The sequence below is a fragment of the Tenggerimyces flavus genome (genome assembly GCF_016907715.1).
Classification (GTDB): Bacteria; Actinomycetota; Actinomycetes; order Propionibacteriales; family Actinopolymorphaceae; genus Tenggerimyces; species Tenggerimyces flavus.
This window is the reverse complement of record NZ_JAFBCM010000001.1, coordinates 7,682,670-7,698,129: the sequence shown is the minus strand read 5'-3', so window position 1 is coordinate 7,698,129 and position 15,460 is coordinate 7,682,670. Positions and strand designations below refer to the sequence as shown.

The following is a 15,460-nucleotide window of genomic DNA, read 5'->3' as shown; positions in this document are numbered from 1 at the left end:
CTCGGCCGCCAGGGGAGGGGAGTGCGTTGGATGAAGGGCACCTTCATCCAAACCTATTGGATGAAGGTGCCCTTCATCCAAACTGCGGACAGCTCGGGTCGCCGGGGATGGCGCGGGAGGGGAGCGGAGCGCGCGGGAGGGGTGGCGGAGGTTTGAATGAAGGGCACCTTCATACGAACCTATTGAATGAAGGTGCCCTTCATTCAAACAGCGCGAGCTGGTCGACGGGGAGTGATGTCGCCAGGGAGCTGGCAGGGAGTCGATCAGGCGCCGCGACCGGACACTGGCGGACGAGATGACGAGGCGGAGCACCCACTCCACGGAGAGCGCGCCGAAGCGCGCTCCGAGCGGTCAGCGCGTCAGTCCTCGTCGTCGTCCAGCCGAGCGAGCCACGTAGCCAGGCGTTCGACCGGCGTCTCGAACTCCGGGTTCAGGTCCACGAACTCCTGCAGTCGGTCGGCCAGCCACGCGAGCGAGACCTCTTCTTCGCCCCGCCGCGTGACGAGCTCTTCCAACCCACGGTCGGTGAAGTACAACCCCAAGCCCCTAAGCGAACGCAGTCTCGAGCAGGCCGTCCAGCTCGGTCACGTGCACCGAGTGGGAGCCCACCGCAGGGGCGGCGGCGGCTTGGCGCGAGACCAGGCGGATCCGCTGGGACAGCTGCGGCGCCAGGTTCAGCAACATGTGTGGCCAGGCGCCCTGGTTCTCCGGCTCGTCCTGCACCCACAGGATGTCCCCGGCGTTCGGGTACGCGGCCAGTGCGTCCTTGATCTCCGCGACCGGTACGGGCGCCAGCTGCTCGACCCGGACGATCGCCGTACGGGGCTGGTCGCCCTCGCGGCGGGAGCGCTCGGCGAACAGGTCCCACGAGATCCGGCCGGACGTCAGGATCACTCGGCTGACGCCCTCCGGCACCGTCACCGAACGGTCCGCCAACACCGGCTGCCACGTGCCCTGCGCGAACTCGTCAGGCTGCGAGACGGCCGCCTTGTTGCGCAGCATCGACTTCGGCGTGAACACGACCAGCGGCCGGTGCTTCGACCCCAGGGCCTGCCAACGGAGCAGGTGGAAGTAGTTCGCCGGCGTCGAAGGCTGCGCGACCGTCATCGACTCACCCGACACCATCTGCAGGTAGCGCTCGATGCGCGCCGAGGAGTGGTCCGGGCCCTGGCCCTCGTAGCCGTGCGGCAGCAGCAGAACGACGCCCGACTGCTGGCCCCACTTCGCCTCGCCCGAGGAGATGAACTCGTCGATGATCGTCTGCGCGCCGTTCGCGAAGTCGCCGAACTGCGCCTCCCACAGCACCAGCGCGTCCGGCCGGGCCACCGAGTAGCCGTACTCGAAGCCCATCGCCGCGAACTCCGACAGCAGCGAGTCGTAGACGTAGAACGTGCCCTGGTTGTCGTCCAGCCGGGACAGCGGCGTCCACTCCGCGCCGTTCTTGCGGTCGATGATCGTGGCGAAACGCGAGACGAACGTGCCCCGCCGCGAGTCCTGCCCGGCCAACCGCACCGGGCGCCCGTCCAGCAGCAGCGCGCCGAACGCCACGATCTCCGCCGTACCCCAGTCGATCGGGCCCTCGGTGATCGCCGCCGCCCGACGCTGCAGCTGCGGCATCACCTTCGGGTGCACGGTGAAGCCCTCAGGCACCGACACGTGCGCGTCCGCGATCTTCTTCAGCGTCTCGAACGGGATCGCCGTCTGCAGCGTGCCCTGCGGCTTGTCCGGGTAGTCCGGAACAGTGACGTACGTCTCGTCCACCGGCGCGGTCTTGGCGGCGCGCACCTCCGCGAACACGCGCTCCAACCGCTCCTGGTAGTCGCGCAGTGCCTGCTCGGCCTCGTCGATCGAGATGTCGCCACGACCGATCAGAGCCTCGGTGTAGAGCTTGCGCACCGAGCGCTTCTTCTCGATCAGGTCGTACATGATCGGCTGGGTGAAGCTCGGGTCGTCGCCCTCGTTGTGGCCGCGGCGGCGGTAGCAGATCACGTCGATCACGACGTCCTTGTGGAACGTCTGGCGGAACTCGAACGCCAGCCGCGCCACCCGGATGCACGCCTCGGGGTCGTCGCCGTTCACGTGGAAGATCGGCGCCTGGATCATCCGCGCCACGTCGGTCGAGTAGACCGAGGAACGCGAAGCCGCCGGCGAGGTGGTGAAGCCGACCTGGTTGTTGACGATCACGTGGATCGTGCCGCCCGTACGGTAGCCGCGCAGCTGCGACAGGTTGAGCGTCTCGGCGACCACGCCCTGGCCGGCGAACGCGGCGTCGCCGTGCACGAGCAAAGGCAGCACCGGGAAGTCCGCGCCACGGTTGAGGATGTCCTGCTTGGCCCGCGCGATGCCCTCGAGCACCGGGTCGACGGCCTCCAGGTGGGACGGGTTCGCCGCGACGGACACCTTGATCTTGGCGCCGGTCTCGGCGAGGAACTCACCGTCCACGCCCAGGTGGTACTTCACGTCGCCGGAGCCTTGGATCGTCCGCGGGTCGATGTTGCCCTCGAACTCGCGGAAGATCTGCCCGCTGGCCTTGCTCGCGATGTTGGCGAGCACGTTCAGCCGGCCGCGGTGCGCCATGCCGATCGTGACCTCGTCGAGGTCGTTCATCGCGGCCTGCTCGCAGAGCTCGTCGAGCAGCGCGATCGTCGACTCGCCGCCCTCCAGCGAGAACCGCTTCTGCCCGACGTACTTGGTCTGCAGGAACGTCTCGAACGCCTCGGCCTGGTTGAGCTTGGCCAGGATGCGCAGCTGCTCCTGCCGCGGCAGCCGCTCCTGCGGCCGTTCGACGCGGTCCTGGATCCAGCGCCGCTCCTCGGGGTCCTGGATGTGCATGTACTCGATGCCGGTGGTGCGGCAGTACGCGTCGCGCAGCACCCCGAGCACCTCGCGCAGCAGCATGAACCGCTTACGCCCGCCGCCGAACGAGCCGGTCGCGAACTCGCGGTCGAGGTCCCACAGCGTGAGGCCGTGCGTGACGACGTCGAGGTCGTCGTGCCGGCGCATCTTGTACTCGAGCGGGTCGGTGTCGGCCATCAGGTGGCCGCGGACCCGGAACGCGTGGATCAGCTCGAGCACGCGCGCCTGCTTGCCGACCTCGTCGTCGTGCGAAGCGGGGATGTCGGAGACCCAGCGGACGGGCTCGTACGGGATCCGCAGCGCGGCGAAGATGTCGTCGTAGAAGCCCTCGGCGCCCAACAGCAGCTGGTGGATCCGCCGCAGGAACTCACCGGACTGCGCGCCCTGGATCACCCGGTGGTCGTACGTCGAGGTGAGCGTCATGACCTTGCTCACCGCGAGCCTGTTCATCGTCGACTCGGCGGCGCCCTGGTACTCGGCGGGGTACTCCATCGCGCCGACGCCGACGATCGTGGCCTGCCCCTGCATCAGCCGCGGCACCGAGTGCGACGTGCCGATCGTGCCAGGGTTGGTGAGGCTGATCGTGGTGCCCTGGAAGTCCTCGACGGTGAGCTTGCCGTTGCGGGTCCGGCGGACGATGTCCTCATACGCCGACCAGAACGAGGCGAAGTCGAGGGTGTCCGCGCTCTTGATGTTGGGGACCAGGAGCTGGCGGGTGCCGTCCTCCTTCTGGACGTCGATCGCGAGGCCCAGGTTGAGGTGCGGCGGCTTGACCATGGTCGGCTTGCCCTCGACCTCGGCGTAGCCGTGGTTCATCTCCATCATCGAGCGGACCGCGTTGGCGATCGCGTACCCGACGATGTGGGTGAAGCTCACCTTGCCGCCGCGGGAGCGGGCGAGGTGGTTGTTGATCACGATCCGGTTGTCGATCAGCAGCTTGACCGGCACCATGCGGACGCTGGTCGCGGTCGGAACGTGGAGGCTGTCCTCCATGTTCTTGACCACGCGCGCGGAGGCGCCACGCAGCGTGACGTACTCGGGCTCGGTCTCGTTGCGCGGCTGGGCGACCTGACGGGTCGGCGGGTCGGCGGGCACGGCGTTCGGCTTACGAACGGGAACGGGCTTGGCCTTGCCGCCCGGCGTGGGCGCGGTGGTCGTCGCGGCCTGGGACACCCCGGTGGACGCGGTCGGGCCGATTCCGTCGGCCGGCTTGCTCTTCACTGCCGGCGCCTGCGCCTGCGCGGCGGGGGCGGCGGAGGTCGCCTGCGGCTGCGTCTTCGCGACCGGCGCCTGTGTCTGGGTCGGCGCGGGCGTCGTCGCGGCGGCCTTGGCCTTCGCGATCGGGCGATCCGTACCCGGCTTGTAGTCGCGGAGGACGGCTACCCATGCCTGGTCGACGGAGTCGGGGTCCTCGAGATAGCGCTCGTACATCTCGTCGACGAGCCACTCGTTGGCCCCGAACTTCGAAAGTGGGTCTTGTTGGGAGGACTGGGACGCCACTGGGCTGATCGCCTCTTCCGCACCGTGTTCTTGAGGGTTGGTAACTGCATAGTTCGGAGGTCAAGAGTAGTCGCCGGAGCCAAGTGCTGGGGCCTGGACTCTCGGGTTGTGGGTAGGACACGACAAACCGGGAGAAAGTGGCTCGCCGTACTGGTGATTTCGTTCGTACTGACCGGCCGTCAACGGCGTTGCGACCTCCCCGCGGCGCCGATCAGGAACCACACCAGGATGAACAGTGGCCAGGGGTGCCACGGCACCGTGACCACGGTGATGAACGCCAGCGCGAGCAGCAGCGGAGCGAACGCGCGGACCAGCTGTCCGGCGTCCTGCCGACGATGCGCGCGGGCCTGGCGCTTGGACTCGACCTCGGGCGGCTTCGGCGGAACCGCCGGGAGATTGTCCGGGCCTGGCTCGGGCAGGTCGCGGAACACCGCGGCCAGGTCGCCGTACGTCTTGGCGTCCCAGACCTGGGTGAGCCGCTCGTCGTGCTCGTCAGGGCTCAGCCGTCCCGCCGCGAAGTGCTCGCCCAGCGCCGACGACGCTTTGTCGCGTTCGGCGTCTCCCACCCGGAGGTGGGGCTGGGGCAGGCGGTCCGGGTCGGCCATCTGGGAACACTCCTTCGTGCCGGTACTCCAGAGTAGGCACGCTTCGGCGTTAAGGCCCAGACGTCTTTTCGGCTTACTTTCGGTGCTCCACTCGCCACACCAGTTTCAAGCCCGACCAAACGTCATCGACCGCGCAAACCTTCACGTCGACGAGGCCGAGCGGGAGGGCGTGGTCGCGGATGCTGTTCTCGGTGAGATCGGTCGGCAGGCCGCTCCCGCGCTTCGGCCACGCGATCCACAGCGCGCCGGCGGGAAAGATGCGGCGCTTGAGGTTGTCGAGGTGCCGGGCGAGCTGGGCCTGGTCGTACGCGAACGCGAGGATCACGTCGTACGTCGGCCGGGTGGCTCGCCTGTTGACACGCACGCCGTCGAGCTCGAATCCAGCGGGCGCGGAGGCCAACAGGACAGCGTGGTCCGGCTTGATGCCGAGCTTCTGGGGGAGTGGTGTTCCGGAGTACCCGGGACTCATGCGGCCAGCATGCCAATACCGCCGCGATCCCGTGGGGGATTCGCGGCGGTACCGGCAGAGACTGCGCTGTGTTTACGGGGTTGTAACCGGGCCTACAGGTCCGGCAGCTGCGACGCGGAGAGGACGTACTGGAACAGGTTCCGGTAGCGCCGCATGATCGTGCGGAGCTCGTCGGTGTCGAGCTCGTCGTTGTTCTTCCACTCCCGCTCGATGCGGTCCCTGTGGTCGGTGAACGTCGACGTCACGAACTGCATCGCGTCACCGATCAGCAGACCAGCCTCGCGCACCGCGTCCCGCGGGTCGTCGAGCAACTGGGCCTGCGTGACGAGCCAGCGGTGCTGCAGCTCCTCGACGTGCCGCTTGCGGGCTGCTTCCAGCTGTTCTTCCTCGCTGGGACTCGTGGTGATCTCGTCTTCGACGGACACCGGCACCTCCGGTTCGAGATCCTGACCCGGACGCTCAGAGTCGGAGCTCGTCGGGGCTGGGTCGGGCTGCCACGGCGACGGGGCCGTGGCGTTCTGGACCTGTGCGGAGTCGTCGACGGCATCGATGTCGTCGACGTCTTCGTCACGGGCACTGTCTTCGGCCGTGTCGACCGGTGCGGACACCGGGCTGCCCCAGGCGTCGTCGCGCGCGGTCTCCCGCAGCGACGGCGAGCTCGGTCCGGGGACGCCTGGTACGACGGTCGGCATCTCCTCGTCCCGGTCGCTGAGGTCCTCGTGCTCCTCGCGGGCGAGGTCACGGGGACGGAAGTCCGCGTGCTCGTCCACGCGCGACACCGGAACCTCGACCGGGCGCTCGGGCTCGGACGTCCGTGGCTCCTCGCGGAACGTCGGAGCCGGCACGGGCGGAGCGAACGTCTCGTACCCCTCCTGGCCTGCCGGCTCACGGTCACGCTGGTCACGAAGGTCGCGGACATCCCGCAACGGCGCGCGCTCGCGATCGACATTGCGCTGGTCGACGCGATAAGGAGTGGGCGTTTGTGGTTGCTCAGTGGCGTATTGATCGCCTGGATACTGTTCTTCGGTCTCGGACTCCGGAGGCGACGTCAGTCGCTCCAGCCACGATTTGCGGCCCTTCTGGGCGTCCCGCATCAGGTCCTCCCGCCTGCGAACAACTCAATGGCAGATGCGGACGCTGCCACCAACACGACCCGGCGAGCCTCTAGCACGTCCGGCATTCTGTCAAGCCCGGTCTCACTCTTCGTCACGAAACATATGCGCATCGTCATTAACCCTTCGACGACTAGCAATTTTCGCACAAGATCATGCGCACGAATATGCGGAGATTCCAGGCGAATCGACCATTTAACGCGTCCCTCCGCTGTGGACAAGTCGATGATCGGGGACGCGCGCCGGATACGCTAATCGCCCGCGCCGATACGGAGGGAGGCCGGCGGTGTCCGCACCGGTCGTAGGCGTCGTGCAAGGCGGTCGCCGGCCCTGGGTCGGGCGTACGTACGCCCACCTGGTCGTTCCCACCGCGCAGCTGAACGAAGAGCTGCGGACCGCGCTGGACGACGCGATGCGCTCGCTCGGGCTGCACCCGGTGGACACCGACGCCGAGGCGTCGATGTTCGCGCGGCGTTGGGGCGATGGCACTGGGCCTGCGCTGCTGCTCACCGTGCTCGGTTGGTACCCGCTGCTGGTGACGGTCGGCCCGGAGAGCGGTGCGCCGGCACGGCTGCGCCGGGCGAAGGAACGGCTGGTCGACACCGTTCTGGCGCGGAACGGCCGTCCCGTTCCCGACCGCGACCTGGACCGGGTGATGAGCGCGTGCCGCGAGCGCTGGGCGGGCGCCGTCGCGGCCCGGCATCGGATCGAGGAGCAGCGGATCTGGCTGGAGAGCCGGCGCTGCTCGACCTGCGGGACGCTGTCGTCGTACGGCGTCCTGCACTGCCGGCGGTGCTCGCGCCGGTTCTCACCCGCCGACGACGCCGACCGCGACCAGCGCGGCCGGGCTGCCGAAGAGGTGGTCGGAGCCGCCGCGCACGAGTTGGAGCAGCTCGCCAGCGGCGCTGGCCTGTTCCCGGACTGGCCGGTGCGCCATGACTGACGAACGCCAACCGCCGCCGGCTCGCGAGGCCTCCGCCTCTGCCCGCGCCGACGAGGTCTGGGGTTACGAGCTCAAGGCCGAGTACCTCCCGGTGCCGGCGCCTTTCCCCGACGAGCCGCCCGCGCTGCCCGCGGTCAAGGCCGGCTGGTCGGCGCGGCTGGCCGAGCGCAAAGAGAAGGTGAGCGGCGACTGGATGCCGCACGTCGGCCGCTTCCTCGCGGTGGGGATCGGCGGCCTCGCGACGTTCCTCTCCACGGCGCTGCCGGCCGTCGTCCAGGGCTGGATCACGGCCGTCCTGCTGGTCGTCACCGTTCTGCTCGCGTACGTCGCGGTCCGCCCGTTCGCGATCACCGCGATCGGCGACCGGCGCTACAAGCGGTGGCGGCGCAAGCTGCTCCGCGAGCAACAGGCCGTGGTCGAGCAGACCCGGGACTGGACCCGCCGGCGGATGGAGCACGACCGGCAGACCGGCGGCCAGCCGGAGGACGAGGCGTGGGTGCCGCTCAAGCCGGCGACCACCCAGCGCGTCGACGTGTATGGCGGCGACCCGGCCGGCGCGCAGCGGCTGCTGCGGAGCGTGGCCGGCTCGCTGCTCGAGGCCGGCGGGACCGTGCAGGTCGTCGACCTGGCCCAGGACGGCGTCTGCCACGGCCTCGTCCAGGAGTCCATCGCCCGCGGCCGGCCCGTCCAGGCGTCGCTGTTGCCCTCCGACCTCAACACGGTGGGCCTGCTCGACCACCTCTCGTCGGAGGACGTCGCCGGGGTGCTCAGCGAGGCGGTGCACGCGTTCGAACGAGACACCAGCGGCGGAGGCGGGGCGGGCGACAAGGCGCTCGACGCCGCGCTGCTCGAACAGGTCTGCCGGTGCCTGCGCGGCGGGCTGACGTTCGCGCGCATCAACGCCGCGGTCCAGGTCGTCATGTACCAGGTGCCGCGGCCGGTCGTGCTCGAACGCGACGAGTACGACGCGCTGGTCGACCTGCTCGGCGAGGGCGCCCGGCGGGCCGCGGAGGGCCGGCTGGTCCGGCTTGCGGGTGCGCTGAACACGCTCGCCGCGCTGGAGAACAAGCCGCCGACCGTCACCCGGCAGCCTGCGCAACTCACCGTGTGGGAGCTGTCCGAGCGGGTCAACGACATGCAGCGCGACCTGCTCGGCAACATTGTTCTGCAGGTCCTGCTGCACCGGATCCGGCAGTCGGAGACGGCCGCGCCGGGCTCGCGGGTGGTCGTGGTGGTGGGCGCCGACCGGTTCCGCCGGCAGCAGCTCGAGACGCTCGACCAGCTCGCCCGGCGGCGCAACATCCGGCTCGTGCTGTTCTTCAAGCACCTGCGCGAGGACGCGGTCGACGTGCTCGGCGGCGGTGACGCGGTGATGTTCATGCGGCTCGGCAACGCGCGCGAGGCGGAGCACGCGGCGACGTTCATCGGCAAGCACCACAAGCTCGTGCTCAACCAGATCTCGGTGTCGGAGAGCTCGAGCGCCTCGACGACGCAGTCGCGGTCGACGAACGAGAGCGAGAGCGACCAGGAGTCGGTCAGCACGGGTAAGCAGTGGGCGCGCAACCGCAACTACCACGTCGGCGTGATCATGGACTTCCCGCACGACTCGGGGTCGCGGAACACAGGGGAGAACCGGTCGACGACGAAGGGCAAGAGCACGTCGTTCAGTACGGGCACGAGCGACTCGGAGCAGACGGGAACGTCGACGAGTGAGTCGGTGAGCATGTCGCGGGTGTACGAGTACGCGGTCGAGCCCACGCTGTTGCAGTCGTTGTCGTCGACCGCCTTCGTGCTCGTTGACCCGCGTGACCCGGGCAGCCCGCGGTTGGGCGACGCGGGGGTGGAGGCGCCTCTGCTACCCCATCCGCCGCAGCGTTAGCCCACCGCGCCGACGTGCACGCTGCGTGCGGCCAGGGAGAAGACGTCGGTCAGGTTGCCCAACCAGTGCGGCGACTCCGGGTCGAGCAGCTTGTCCCAGGCGGCGAGGTCGTCGGTGCCGAGCAGGCCGGTCTCGCGGATCCGGCTGAGGTAGGTCTCCAGTCCCCGCAGAACGTGGTACCGCTCGTCGTTCGACAGCGGCACGGACTTCTCGACCAGGATCGTGAACGTCGTCACCTCGTTCAGGCCGGCCCTGGTGAGCGCCTCCGTCCAGCCGTACGGCATCGGCACCTGGCCGGGGAGCTCGGCGCGCATCCGCCGGAACCACTGGTCCTGCGCGGCCTGCAGCCTCACCTCGAGGCCGGGTTCGCCGACGCCGACGTCCCACGGCAGGTGCCGGGTCGCGAGCCCGCCCTCGGCCAGCGCCAGCCGGCCGCCCGGCGCGAGCAACGTCGCCAGCCCGTCGACCGTCGCCTGCTGGTCCGCGACGTGGTGGACGACGGCGGAGGCCCAGATCAGGTCCGCCTGGTCTTGGACGAGCTCGCGGACGGCCGCCGGTCCGCGTTCCAGATCGCACTGGCTGAGCTCGACGCGGGTGCCGGCGACGTGCTTGCGGGCGCCGCCGAGGATCTCGGCGTTGCCGTCCAGGCCGATGACGCGCGCGGTGTCGGGTGGCACGTCCGCCAACGCCCGCGCCATCCCGGCGCCGCCGCAGCCGATGTCGAGGCGGAGCCCGTCGGTCGGCCGACAGAGCCGTTCCGCCACGATCGCGTACCAGTCGGCGTCCTCGCGCGCGTTCGCGTTCAGCCGGTCCCGTGCCTCGGACCACTCGATCACGTACGGATCCGTCATGTCCCCACCTTCCTCACGCTGACGAAGCCAGCTCGGCCGACGACCGCATCCTCGCTCATCGTCCACCAGGTCGCATCCGTGTTCTCTTGCGTCGACTGTGATCGTTCCACTACGGTCGGAGGCGAAATCGAAACCGTTTTCATTATCGGAGAGGAGGTTCGACATGGAGGACATCACGTTCGAGGAGGTGCTGGAGGCTCCGGCGCTCGACGCGCCGCAGGGTCCGGGCACCAACGCGCTCGTTCACAACCCGTTCGCCTGGGACGAGTCGAAGTAACACCAAGGACCACGCCCTCGTCGAGGGCCTTCGCGAGGAAAGGTGACATCGAGCGTGATCAGCCCCGGCCACCATCTCTACGCCGGACCGGACGGAACGTGGCGCTATGCCGCGCCCGGCGACCGGTTCGTTCGGGTCGGCGGTCCGGACGGGCTGCTGCGCGACGCCCAGCAGATCCTGCACGGTGTGCGGGACTCGGCTGGGGCGGACGATCAGCTCCGGCGCGTACTGGACGGGTTCCGCGACCGCGGGCTCGTCGCCCCTCGGAACCGTACGTTGCCGCGCACTGTGCGGACGATCCACGTCGACGGCGACAATGTCGTCGCGGCGTTGGTCGCGGAGCTGCTTCGGCCGCATGGCGATGTCACCACTGGCCTTGTCGACGAGGGCGTGGTCACCCACTCTGACGTGCTGATCTCCTGTGCTGGTTGGCTTCCCGACGCTCGTTGGGTTGCCGTGGACGGATGGTGTCGCGCGTCGGGGACGGCTTGGCACCGGCTGCACTTCGAAGGCGTGAGCTCTGTGCTCGGCCCGATGTACGTCCCCGGTGAGACCGCCTCCTACGTGGAGGTGCGTGGCCGTCGGCTGGCCGCCTCCGGGGTGGCCGCCGAGCTGGTGGCGCACTGGGTGTACCTCGACGGAACAGATCCTCAGCCGCCCGTCCCGTGGCCCGACGCCGCGGGGGCCTCGATCCTGGCCGGACTGATGGCACGCGACGTTCTCTCTTACCTGGCAGGCGATCCGGTGCCGTCGACCGATCGCCAGCTGGTCGTCGACCTGGCGACGGCGGAGATCTCACACCACCCGGTGCTGCCTCTTCCCGCGGTGGCGGTGTGAGGACGTTCGTCGTCGGCGACCTCGCCACCGATGTGTACCTGCCTTCCGGCGCACCCACCGCCGTGGTGGTCGTGCGGACGGCGTACGACAAGTCCTGCCATCGCGCCGAGGCGGAGGGTTGGGTGGCGCGTGGGATCGCGTTCGTGGCCCAGGACGTGCGTGGACGCTACGCCTCGCCGGGTTCGTGGTCTCCGTACGTCGGCGAACGTGCTGACGGCGCTGGGTTGCTGGACTGGGTTTCCGATCAGTCCTGGTGCCCGGGCAAGGTGGTGTTGACAGGGGCTTCGTACTCGGCGTTCACGGCCTGGACCGCCGCGGTGTCGCGGCCATCGGTCGTGGGTGGCGTGATGAGTCTGGTGCCGGCGATGGGGTTCGACCGGGTGAAGTTCGATCCGTCCGGTGTACTGCGGCTGGCCGAGCATGCTGCTTGGTGGATCGAGCATGCGGAGGGGAGGACGAGCCGTCCGGGTTCTGCTGCCGCGACGTTTGCTGCCTCGCCCGGGCAGCTGAGTCGGTTGCCGGTGGTGTCGATCCTTTCTCCGGCCTGGGCGGACGTCGTCCTGTCCGGCGGGCGGTCGCCGGAGGCCGTGACCGATGCCGAGCTCTCGGCGCTCTCCATGCCTACGTTGCACCTGGGTGGTTGGGACGATCTGTTGGTCGCGGAGACGCTGCACCAGTACGCGCTCACGCGCGGCTCGCTGCTGGTCGGGCCGTGGGGGCACGAGTTGCATCCGTCGATCGGGCCACGGCAACTGGCGTTCGTGACGGACTCTCCGATGGGCGGGGACGAGTGGCCGGGTTCGGTGTCGTGGCGTCGGTACGAAGCCGGCACGGGGGTGGCTTCGTTCCGGCACGATCCGCTGGACCCGTTCCCGTCGCGGGAACGCCCGGTCGACCGGCGCCCGCTCGACCGACGGCTCGACGTGGTGCGTTCTTCTTTGCTGGACGGGCCCTTGACGATCTCGGGTCGGGTACGGGTTCGCCTTGCGGTGTGGGCGGAAGTGGAGTCCGTCGACTGGGTCGTCCGGCTGGTCGAGCGCCGCGCGGACGGGTCCGTGTATTCGATCGCCGACGGGGTGGCTGTGGGTGCGGCCGGACCGTTCTCGCTGGAGTTGAGTCCCGTCTCGTACCGCGTCGCGGCTGGTAGCCGGGTCGAGCTCGAGATCACCGGCAGCGACTTCCCGCGGCTGGCTCGGAACCTCGGTACGGGCAAGGACCGGTACACGACGACCGAGTCCTGTGTGGGAACGCAGTCCGTCGACCTCAGCTCGACGTGGGTCGAGCTTCCGGAGGAACGATGACGGCCGAGTCTCTGTTGGTGGATCCGCGGTTGGGGGTGGTGACGTCGCTGACGCGGCAGCCGGTCGCGCCGGGGATGCCGTTGGCGTGGGTGGCTTACGGGGCGACGGTGGCTCGTACCGCTGGCTTCACGGCTGACCGGTTCGGGTTCGGCGCGTCGCTCGGCGATCCTGATCGAGCGCGGATGGCTGCTTTGGGGGAGGCGATCGAGCGGTACTGCGGCAACGCGGTGCCTGCCGGGTTGCCGTTGCTGACGTACGACGAGCTGGGCGTGGACGCGGTGGATCCGTTGACGCTGGCGTTGTACTCGCCGCGGCAGTACGCGAGCGTGGGGTTTCCGTTCGTACCGTTCACGCGGGATCTGCCGGTGTCCTGGGTTCCCGGGCGGGATGTGTCCACGGGTGTTGAGGTTCTGGTGCCGCTGTCGGTGGCGTACCTCGACACGAACCGGCCGTCGCTGCGCCAGCCACCGACGAACGCGTTGTGCTACGCGGGCATCGCGACGGGGGAGACGCGGGAGCAGGCCGAGCGGTTTGCCCTGCAGGAGTTGCTGGAACGTGACGCCTCCACCGTCTGGTGGCACTCCGACGCTCCGGCGCTCGAGGTCGCTGACGGGCAGGAAGTCGTCGACCTGCTTGACGATCCGTGTGCGGACCAGCGGACTGTGCGGCTGCTGGTCATCCCCTCCGAGTTCGGAGTGCCGGTGTTGGGGGCGTTCGTAGAGGATCATGCGGAGGGGTTGATCGCGTTCGGGACGGCTTGTCGCTCGGACCCGCGCGAGGCGGCGACCAAGGCGTTGGTCGAGGCGTTCGGCCTGCTCCAGGTGACGAGGCAGCTCGCCGATCCGGAGGGCGACATCTGGCGGGCGGTGCGGTCGGGGGAGATCGGGGCGCACACGTTCAAGCCGTTTCGGGCTGACCGGTCCTATGCGGACGCCTTTCGGTCGGACTACCGCGATCTCGTCGACCTGCCAGCGGTGGCGCAGCTCTACCTCGATCCGCGGATGCAGGGGGCGCCACTGGATCGGTTGCGGCCTTCGGAGTCGGTGCGGTTCGCGGAGCTTCCTGCTGGCTCGGATCGTCTTGGGCTGCGGGCGGTGTCGGTCGATCTCACGACGCCGGATGTGGCGAAGGCTGGACTGACGGTCGTGCGGGTCGTCGTGCCTGGCCTGTACGGCAACGCGCCTGCTGCGTTCCCGTACCTCGGTGGGTCGCGGATCGTCGACGACGGTGTCGTCCGAGCGCCGATTCCGCTCGCATGAACACCAGCTACCCGCGGATGGTCTCCGCCCGGACCGGTCTCGTGCGACGGGTCGTCTCGGAGGAGGTGCCCGCGCACTTCCCTCGGTCGTTCTCCTTCTTCACCGCTGTGCTGTCCGACACTGCGCGGTGGTCGCGGTGGGCTTCGGACTCGACGGGGGCCGGGTACGCGTTCGGTGATCCGCAAGCCGCCGTTGACGCCGCGGTGGGGGAGGCAGCTGAGCGCTACTGCGGCAATCTCGTGCCGCCCGACCTCCTGGTGGCGAGCCATGCCGAGCTGCCATCGCCCGCGGTGGATCCGGAGGAGCTCGCGCTGTTCTCCAAGGCCCAGTACGAGGAGCCGGGGTTCCCGTTCGTTCCGTTCACGCGGGACCTGCCGGTGTCGTGGGCGGTGGGACGGGACCTGCGGACCGGTGCCGAGGTGCTGGTTCCGGCGAGCCTGGTGTGGGTCTCGCATCCGTTGTCGGTGGGGCCTCGCGTGAACCCGGTCATGCAGGCCGGCTTGGCCGCCGGAGCGACGCGAGCCGATGCCGAACGAGGTGGACTGGCGGAGGTGATCGAGCGGGACACGATGACGATGGCCTGGGCCGGGCGACGTCCGCTGCGGATCGTCCAGCCGCCGCGGTGGTTGGAACGGCTTGCTGGCCGCATGGAGGTCCGGTTCCTGGAGTTCCCGAACGAGTTCGGCGCGCTCGTCGTCGGGGCGCTGCTGCGGGATCCGGAGCTGGGCTATCTGACGTTGGGGGTGGCCTGTCGGGACGAGCCCGTGTCCGCGCTGCGCAAGGCGCTGGCGGAGGCGATGCAGCTGCAGCGCTTCGTGGCCGCCTATGACGACCCGGACGGTCCGTACATGCGAGCGGCGCTGGACGAGCGGAGTCCGCTGGCACCTTGGCGCGCCGACCGCCGCTACGCCGACTCCTACCGGGCCGATCTGCGGGACGTCGTCGACTACGGGTGCCACCTGCAGCTCTACCTGGATCCGTCGATCCAGCAGCGGTTCGAGGAGGAGCTCGCCGGTCGTATCGAGGCCGAGGTGCCGGCGACGGAGTTGAGCGGGTCGCTGAACCTCGAGGGCTACCGGCCGATCTCCGTCGACGTCACCACGCCGGACGTACGAGCCGCCGGCCTGCACGTCGTGCGCGTCGTCGTTCCCGGCCTCTACTCCAACGCCGCCGCCGGCCTCCCGTTCCTCGGCGGCCGGCTCGGGAGCGAGCGCCTGGCCTTGCCCTTGCCGCATTAGCCTCGGGACATCGGGCGTTGGTGGGCGACCTTGGCCTGGGAAGGCCAGAAGTGCCTTGTCCTGCTGGGGAGCCTTGGGATGGCGACGTCTCGAGTGATCTGATTGGGAAGGCACTCCGTGGGTGAAGCGTCGTGGTCGCCTCACCCGGCCTGTGACCCCTCTACGTGGCGTCCACCCCACGTCAAGGGGCTAATGATCATGTAAACATGATCGTTGGCCCCAGGGCGGACCCGGACCGGGCGAACCAACCGCCAGCTGAAAGCTCGAGGTTAGGTCGCGGCCAGGCGGACTCTGCTGATCTTGGGGAGGTGTCGCGCGCCAGGCGATCTTTGG

General features: G+C 69.4%; 13 protein-coding genes. 7 read left to right on the top strand and 6 right to left on the bottom strand.

Features of this window, described 5'->3' with window-relative positions; translation table 11 throughout:
• Positions 1-359: 359 nt before the first annotated feature.
• The 5 genes from JOD67_RS35860 to JOD67_RS35840 form a co-directional block, all read right to left on the bottom strand.
• Positions 360-536 (bottom strand): DUF6104 family protein, encoded by a 177-nt coding sequence (locus JOD67_RS35860; RefSeq protein WP_239556347.1) that lies wholly within the window; start codon positions 534-536, stop codon positions 360-362.
• 10 nt (positions 537-546) lie between these two features.
• Positions 547-4,356, bottom strand: coding sequence for a multifunctional oxoglutarate decarboxylase/oxoglutarate dehydrogenase thiamine pyrophosphate-binding subunit/dihydrolipoyllysine-residue succinyltransferase subunit (locus JOD67_RS35855; RefSeq protein WP_205122109.1), 3,810 nt, complete (start codon positions 4,354-4,356; stop codon positions 547-549).
• Positions 4,357-4,535: 179 nt separating this feature from the next.
• On the bottom strand, positions 4,536-4,961 hold the full coding sequence (locus tag JOD67_RS35850; protein ID WP_205122108.1) for a DUF1707 SHOCT-like domain-containing protein: 426 nt from the start codon (positions 4,959-4,961) through the stop codon (positions 4,536-4,538).
• Between the two features lie 73 nt (positions 4,962-5,034).
• Complete coding sequence (locus JOD67_RS35845) at positions 5,035-5,430, bottom strand: DUF3052 family protein (RefSeq protein WP_205122107.1); 396 nt, start codon at positions 5,428-5,430, stop codon at positions 5,035-5,037.
• Between the two features lie 92 nt (positions 5,431-5,522).
• On the bottom strand, positions 5,523-6,524 hold the full coding sequence (locus JOD67_RS35840; protein ID WP_205122106.1) for a hypothetical protein: 1,002 nt from the start codon (positions 6,522-6,524) through the stop codon (positions 5,523-5,525).
• 304 nt (positions 6,525-6,828) lie between these two features.
• On the opposite strand from JOD67_RS35840, the gene JOD67_RS35835 reads away from it, so the two are divergent.
• Together JOD67_RS35835 and JOD67_RS35830 are read left to right on the top strand one after the other, a co-directional pair.
• A complete protein-coding gene (locus JOD67_RS35835; protein WP_205122105.1) occupies positions 6,829-7,485 on the top strand; it encodes a hypothetical protein in 657 nt (218 codons plus the stop codon).
• Positions 7,478-9,364: a hypothetical protein gene (locus tag JOD67_RS35830; protein WP_205122104.1), complete on the top strand. Its 1,887-nt coding sequence runs from the start codon at positions 7,478-7,480 to the stop codon at positions 9,362-9,364. The genes JOD67_RS35835 and JOD67_RS35830 overlap by 8 nt, the downstream gene beginning before the upstream one ends.
• On the opposite strand, the gene JOD67_RS35825 is transcribed toward JOD67_RS35830, so the two are convergent.
• The gene (locus JOD67_RS35825; RefSeq protein ID WP_205122103.1) at positions 9,361-10,215 is read right to left on the bottom strand and encodes a class I SAM-dependent methyltransferase; all 855 of its coding nucleotides are present in this window, start codon (positions 10,213-10,215) and stop codon (positions 9,361-9,363) included. The genes JOD67_RS35830 and JOD67_RS35825 overlap by 4 nt on opposite strands.
• Positions 10,216-10,378: 163 nt before the next feature.
• On the opposite strand from JOD67_RS35825, the gene JOD67_RS41565 reads away from it, so the two are divergent.
• Genes JOD67_RS41565 through JOD67_RS35805 form a run of 5 tightly spaced genes read left to right on the top strand, consistent with a single transcriptional unit; the run spans position 10,379 to position 15,127 of the window.
• Positions 10,379-10,492 carry a streptamidine-related RiPP repeat protein gene (locus JOD67_RS41565; protein ID WP_275577219.1) on the top strand — a complete coding sequence of 38 codons (114 nt, stop codon included), beginning with the start codon at positions 10,379-10,381 and terminating at the stop codon, positions 10,490-10,492.
• Between the two features lie 42 nt (positions 10,493-10,534).
• Complete coding sequence (locus JOD67_RS42250) at positions 10,535-11,329, top strand: hypothetical protein (RefSeq protein ID WP_205122102.1); 795 nt, start codon at positions 10,535-10,537, stop codon at positions 11,327-11,329.
• The gene (locus JOD67_RS35815) at positions 11,326-12,630 is read left to right on the top strand and encodes a CocE/NonD family hydrolase (RefSeq protein ID WP_205122101.1); all 1,305 of its coding nucleotides are present in this window, start codon (positions 11,326-11,328) and stop codon (positions 12,628-12,630) included. Before JOD67_RS42250 ends, JOD67_RS35815 begins: the two co-directional genes overlap by 4 nt.
• The gene (locus JOD67_RS35810; RefSeq protein WP_205122100.1) at positions 12,627-13,889 is read left to right on the top strand and encodes a YcaO-like family protein; all 1,263 of its coding nucleotides are present in this window, start codon (positions 12,627-12,629) and stop codon (positions 13,887-13,889) included. The genes JOD67_RS35815 and JOD67_RS35810 overlap by 4 nt, the downstream gene beginning before the upstream one ends.
• On the top strand, positions 13,886-15,127 hold the full coding sequence (locus JOD67_RS35805) for a YcaO-like family protein (RefSeq protein WP_205122099.1): 1,242 nt from the start codon (positions 13,886-13,888) through the stop codon (positions 15,125-15,127). Before JOD67_RS35810 ends, JOD67_RS35805 begins: the two co-directional genes overlap by 4 nt.
• The last annotated feature ends 333 nt before the right edge of the window (positions 15,128-15,460 follow it).

Bases quoted from the DNA above. Each gene is read 5' to 3' on its own strand.
- JOD67_RS41565 (WP_275577219.1), top strand. From the start codon at position 10,379: ATGGAGGACATCACGTTCGAGGAGGTGCTGGAGGCTCCGGCGCTCGAC.
- JOD67_RS35845 (WP_205122107.1), bottom strand. From the start codon at position 5,430: ATGAGTCCCGGGTACTCCGGAACACCACTCCCCCAGAAGCTCGGCATC.
- JOD67_RS35810 (WP_205122100.1), top strand. From the start codon at position 12,627: ATGACGGCCGAGTCTCTGTTGGTGGATCCGCGGTTGGGGGTGGTGACG.
- JOD67_RS35840 (WP_205122106.1), bottom strand. From the start codon at position 6,524: ATGCGGGACGCCCAGAAGGGCCGCAAATCGTGGCTGGAGCGACTGACG.
- JOD67_RS35830 (WP_205122104.1), top strand. From the start codon at position 7,478: ATGACTGACGAACGCCAACCGCCGCCGGCTCGCGAGGCCTCCGCCTCT.
- JOD67_RS35805 (WP_205122099.1), top strand. From the start codon at position 13,886: ATGAACACCAGCTACCCGCGGATGGTCTCCGCCCGGACCGGTCTCGTG.
- JOD67_RS35850 (WP_205122108.1), bottom strand. From the start codon at position 4,961: ATGGCCGACCCGGACCGCCTGCCCCAGCCCCACCTCCGGGTGGGAGAC.
- JOD67_RS35825 (WP_205122103.1), bottom strand. From the start codon at position 10,215: ATGACGGATCCGTACGTGATCGAGTGGTCCGAGGCACGGGACCGGCTG.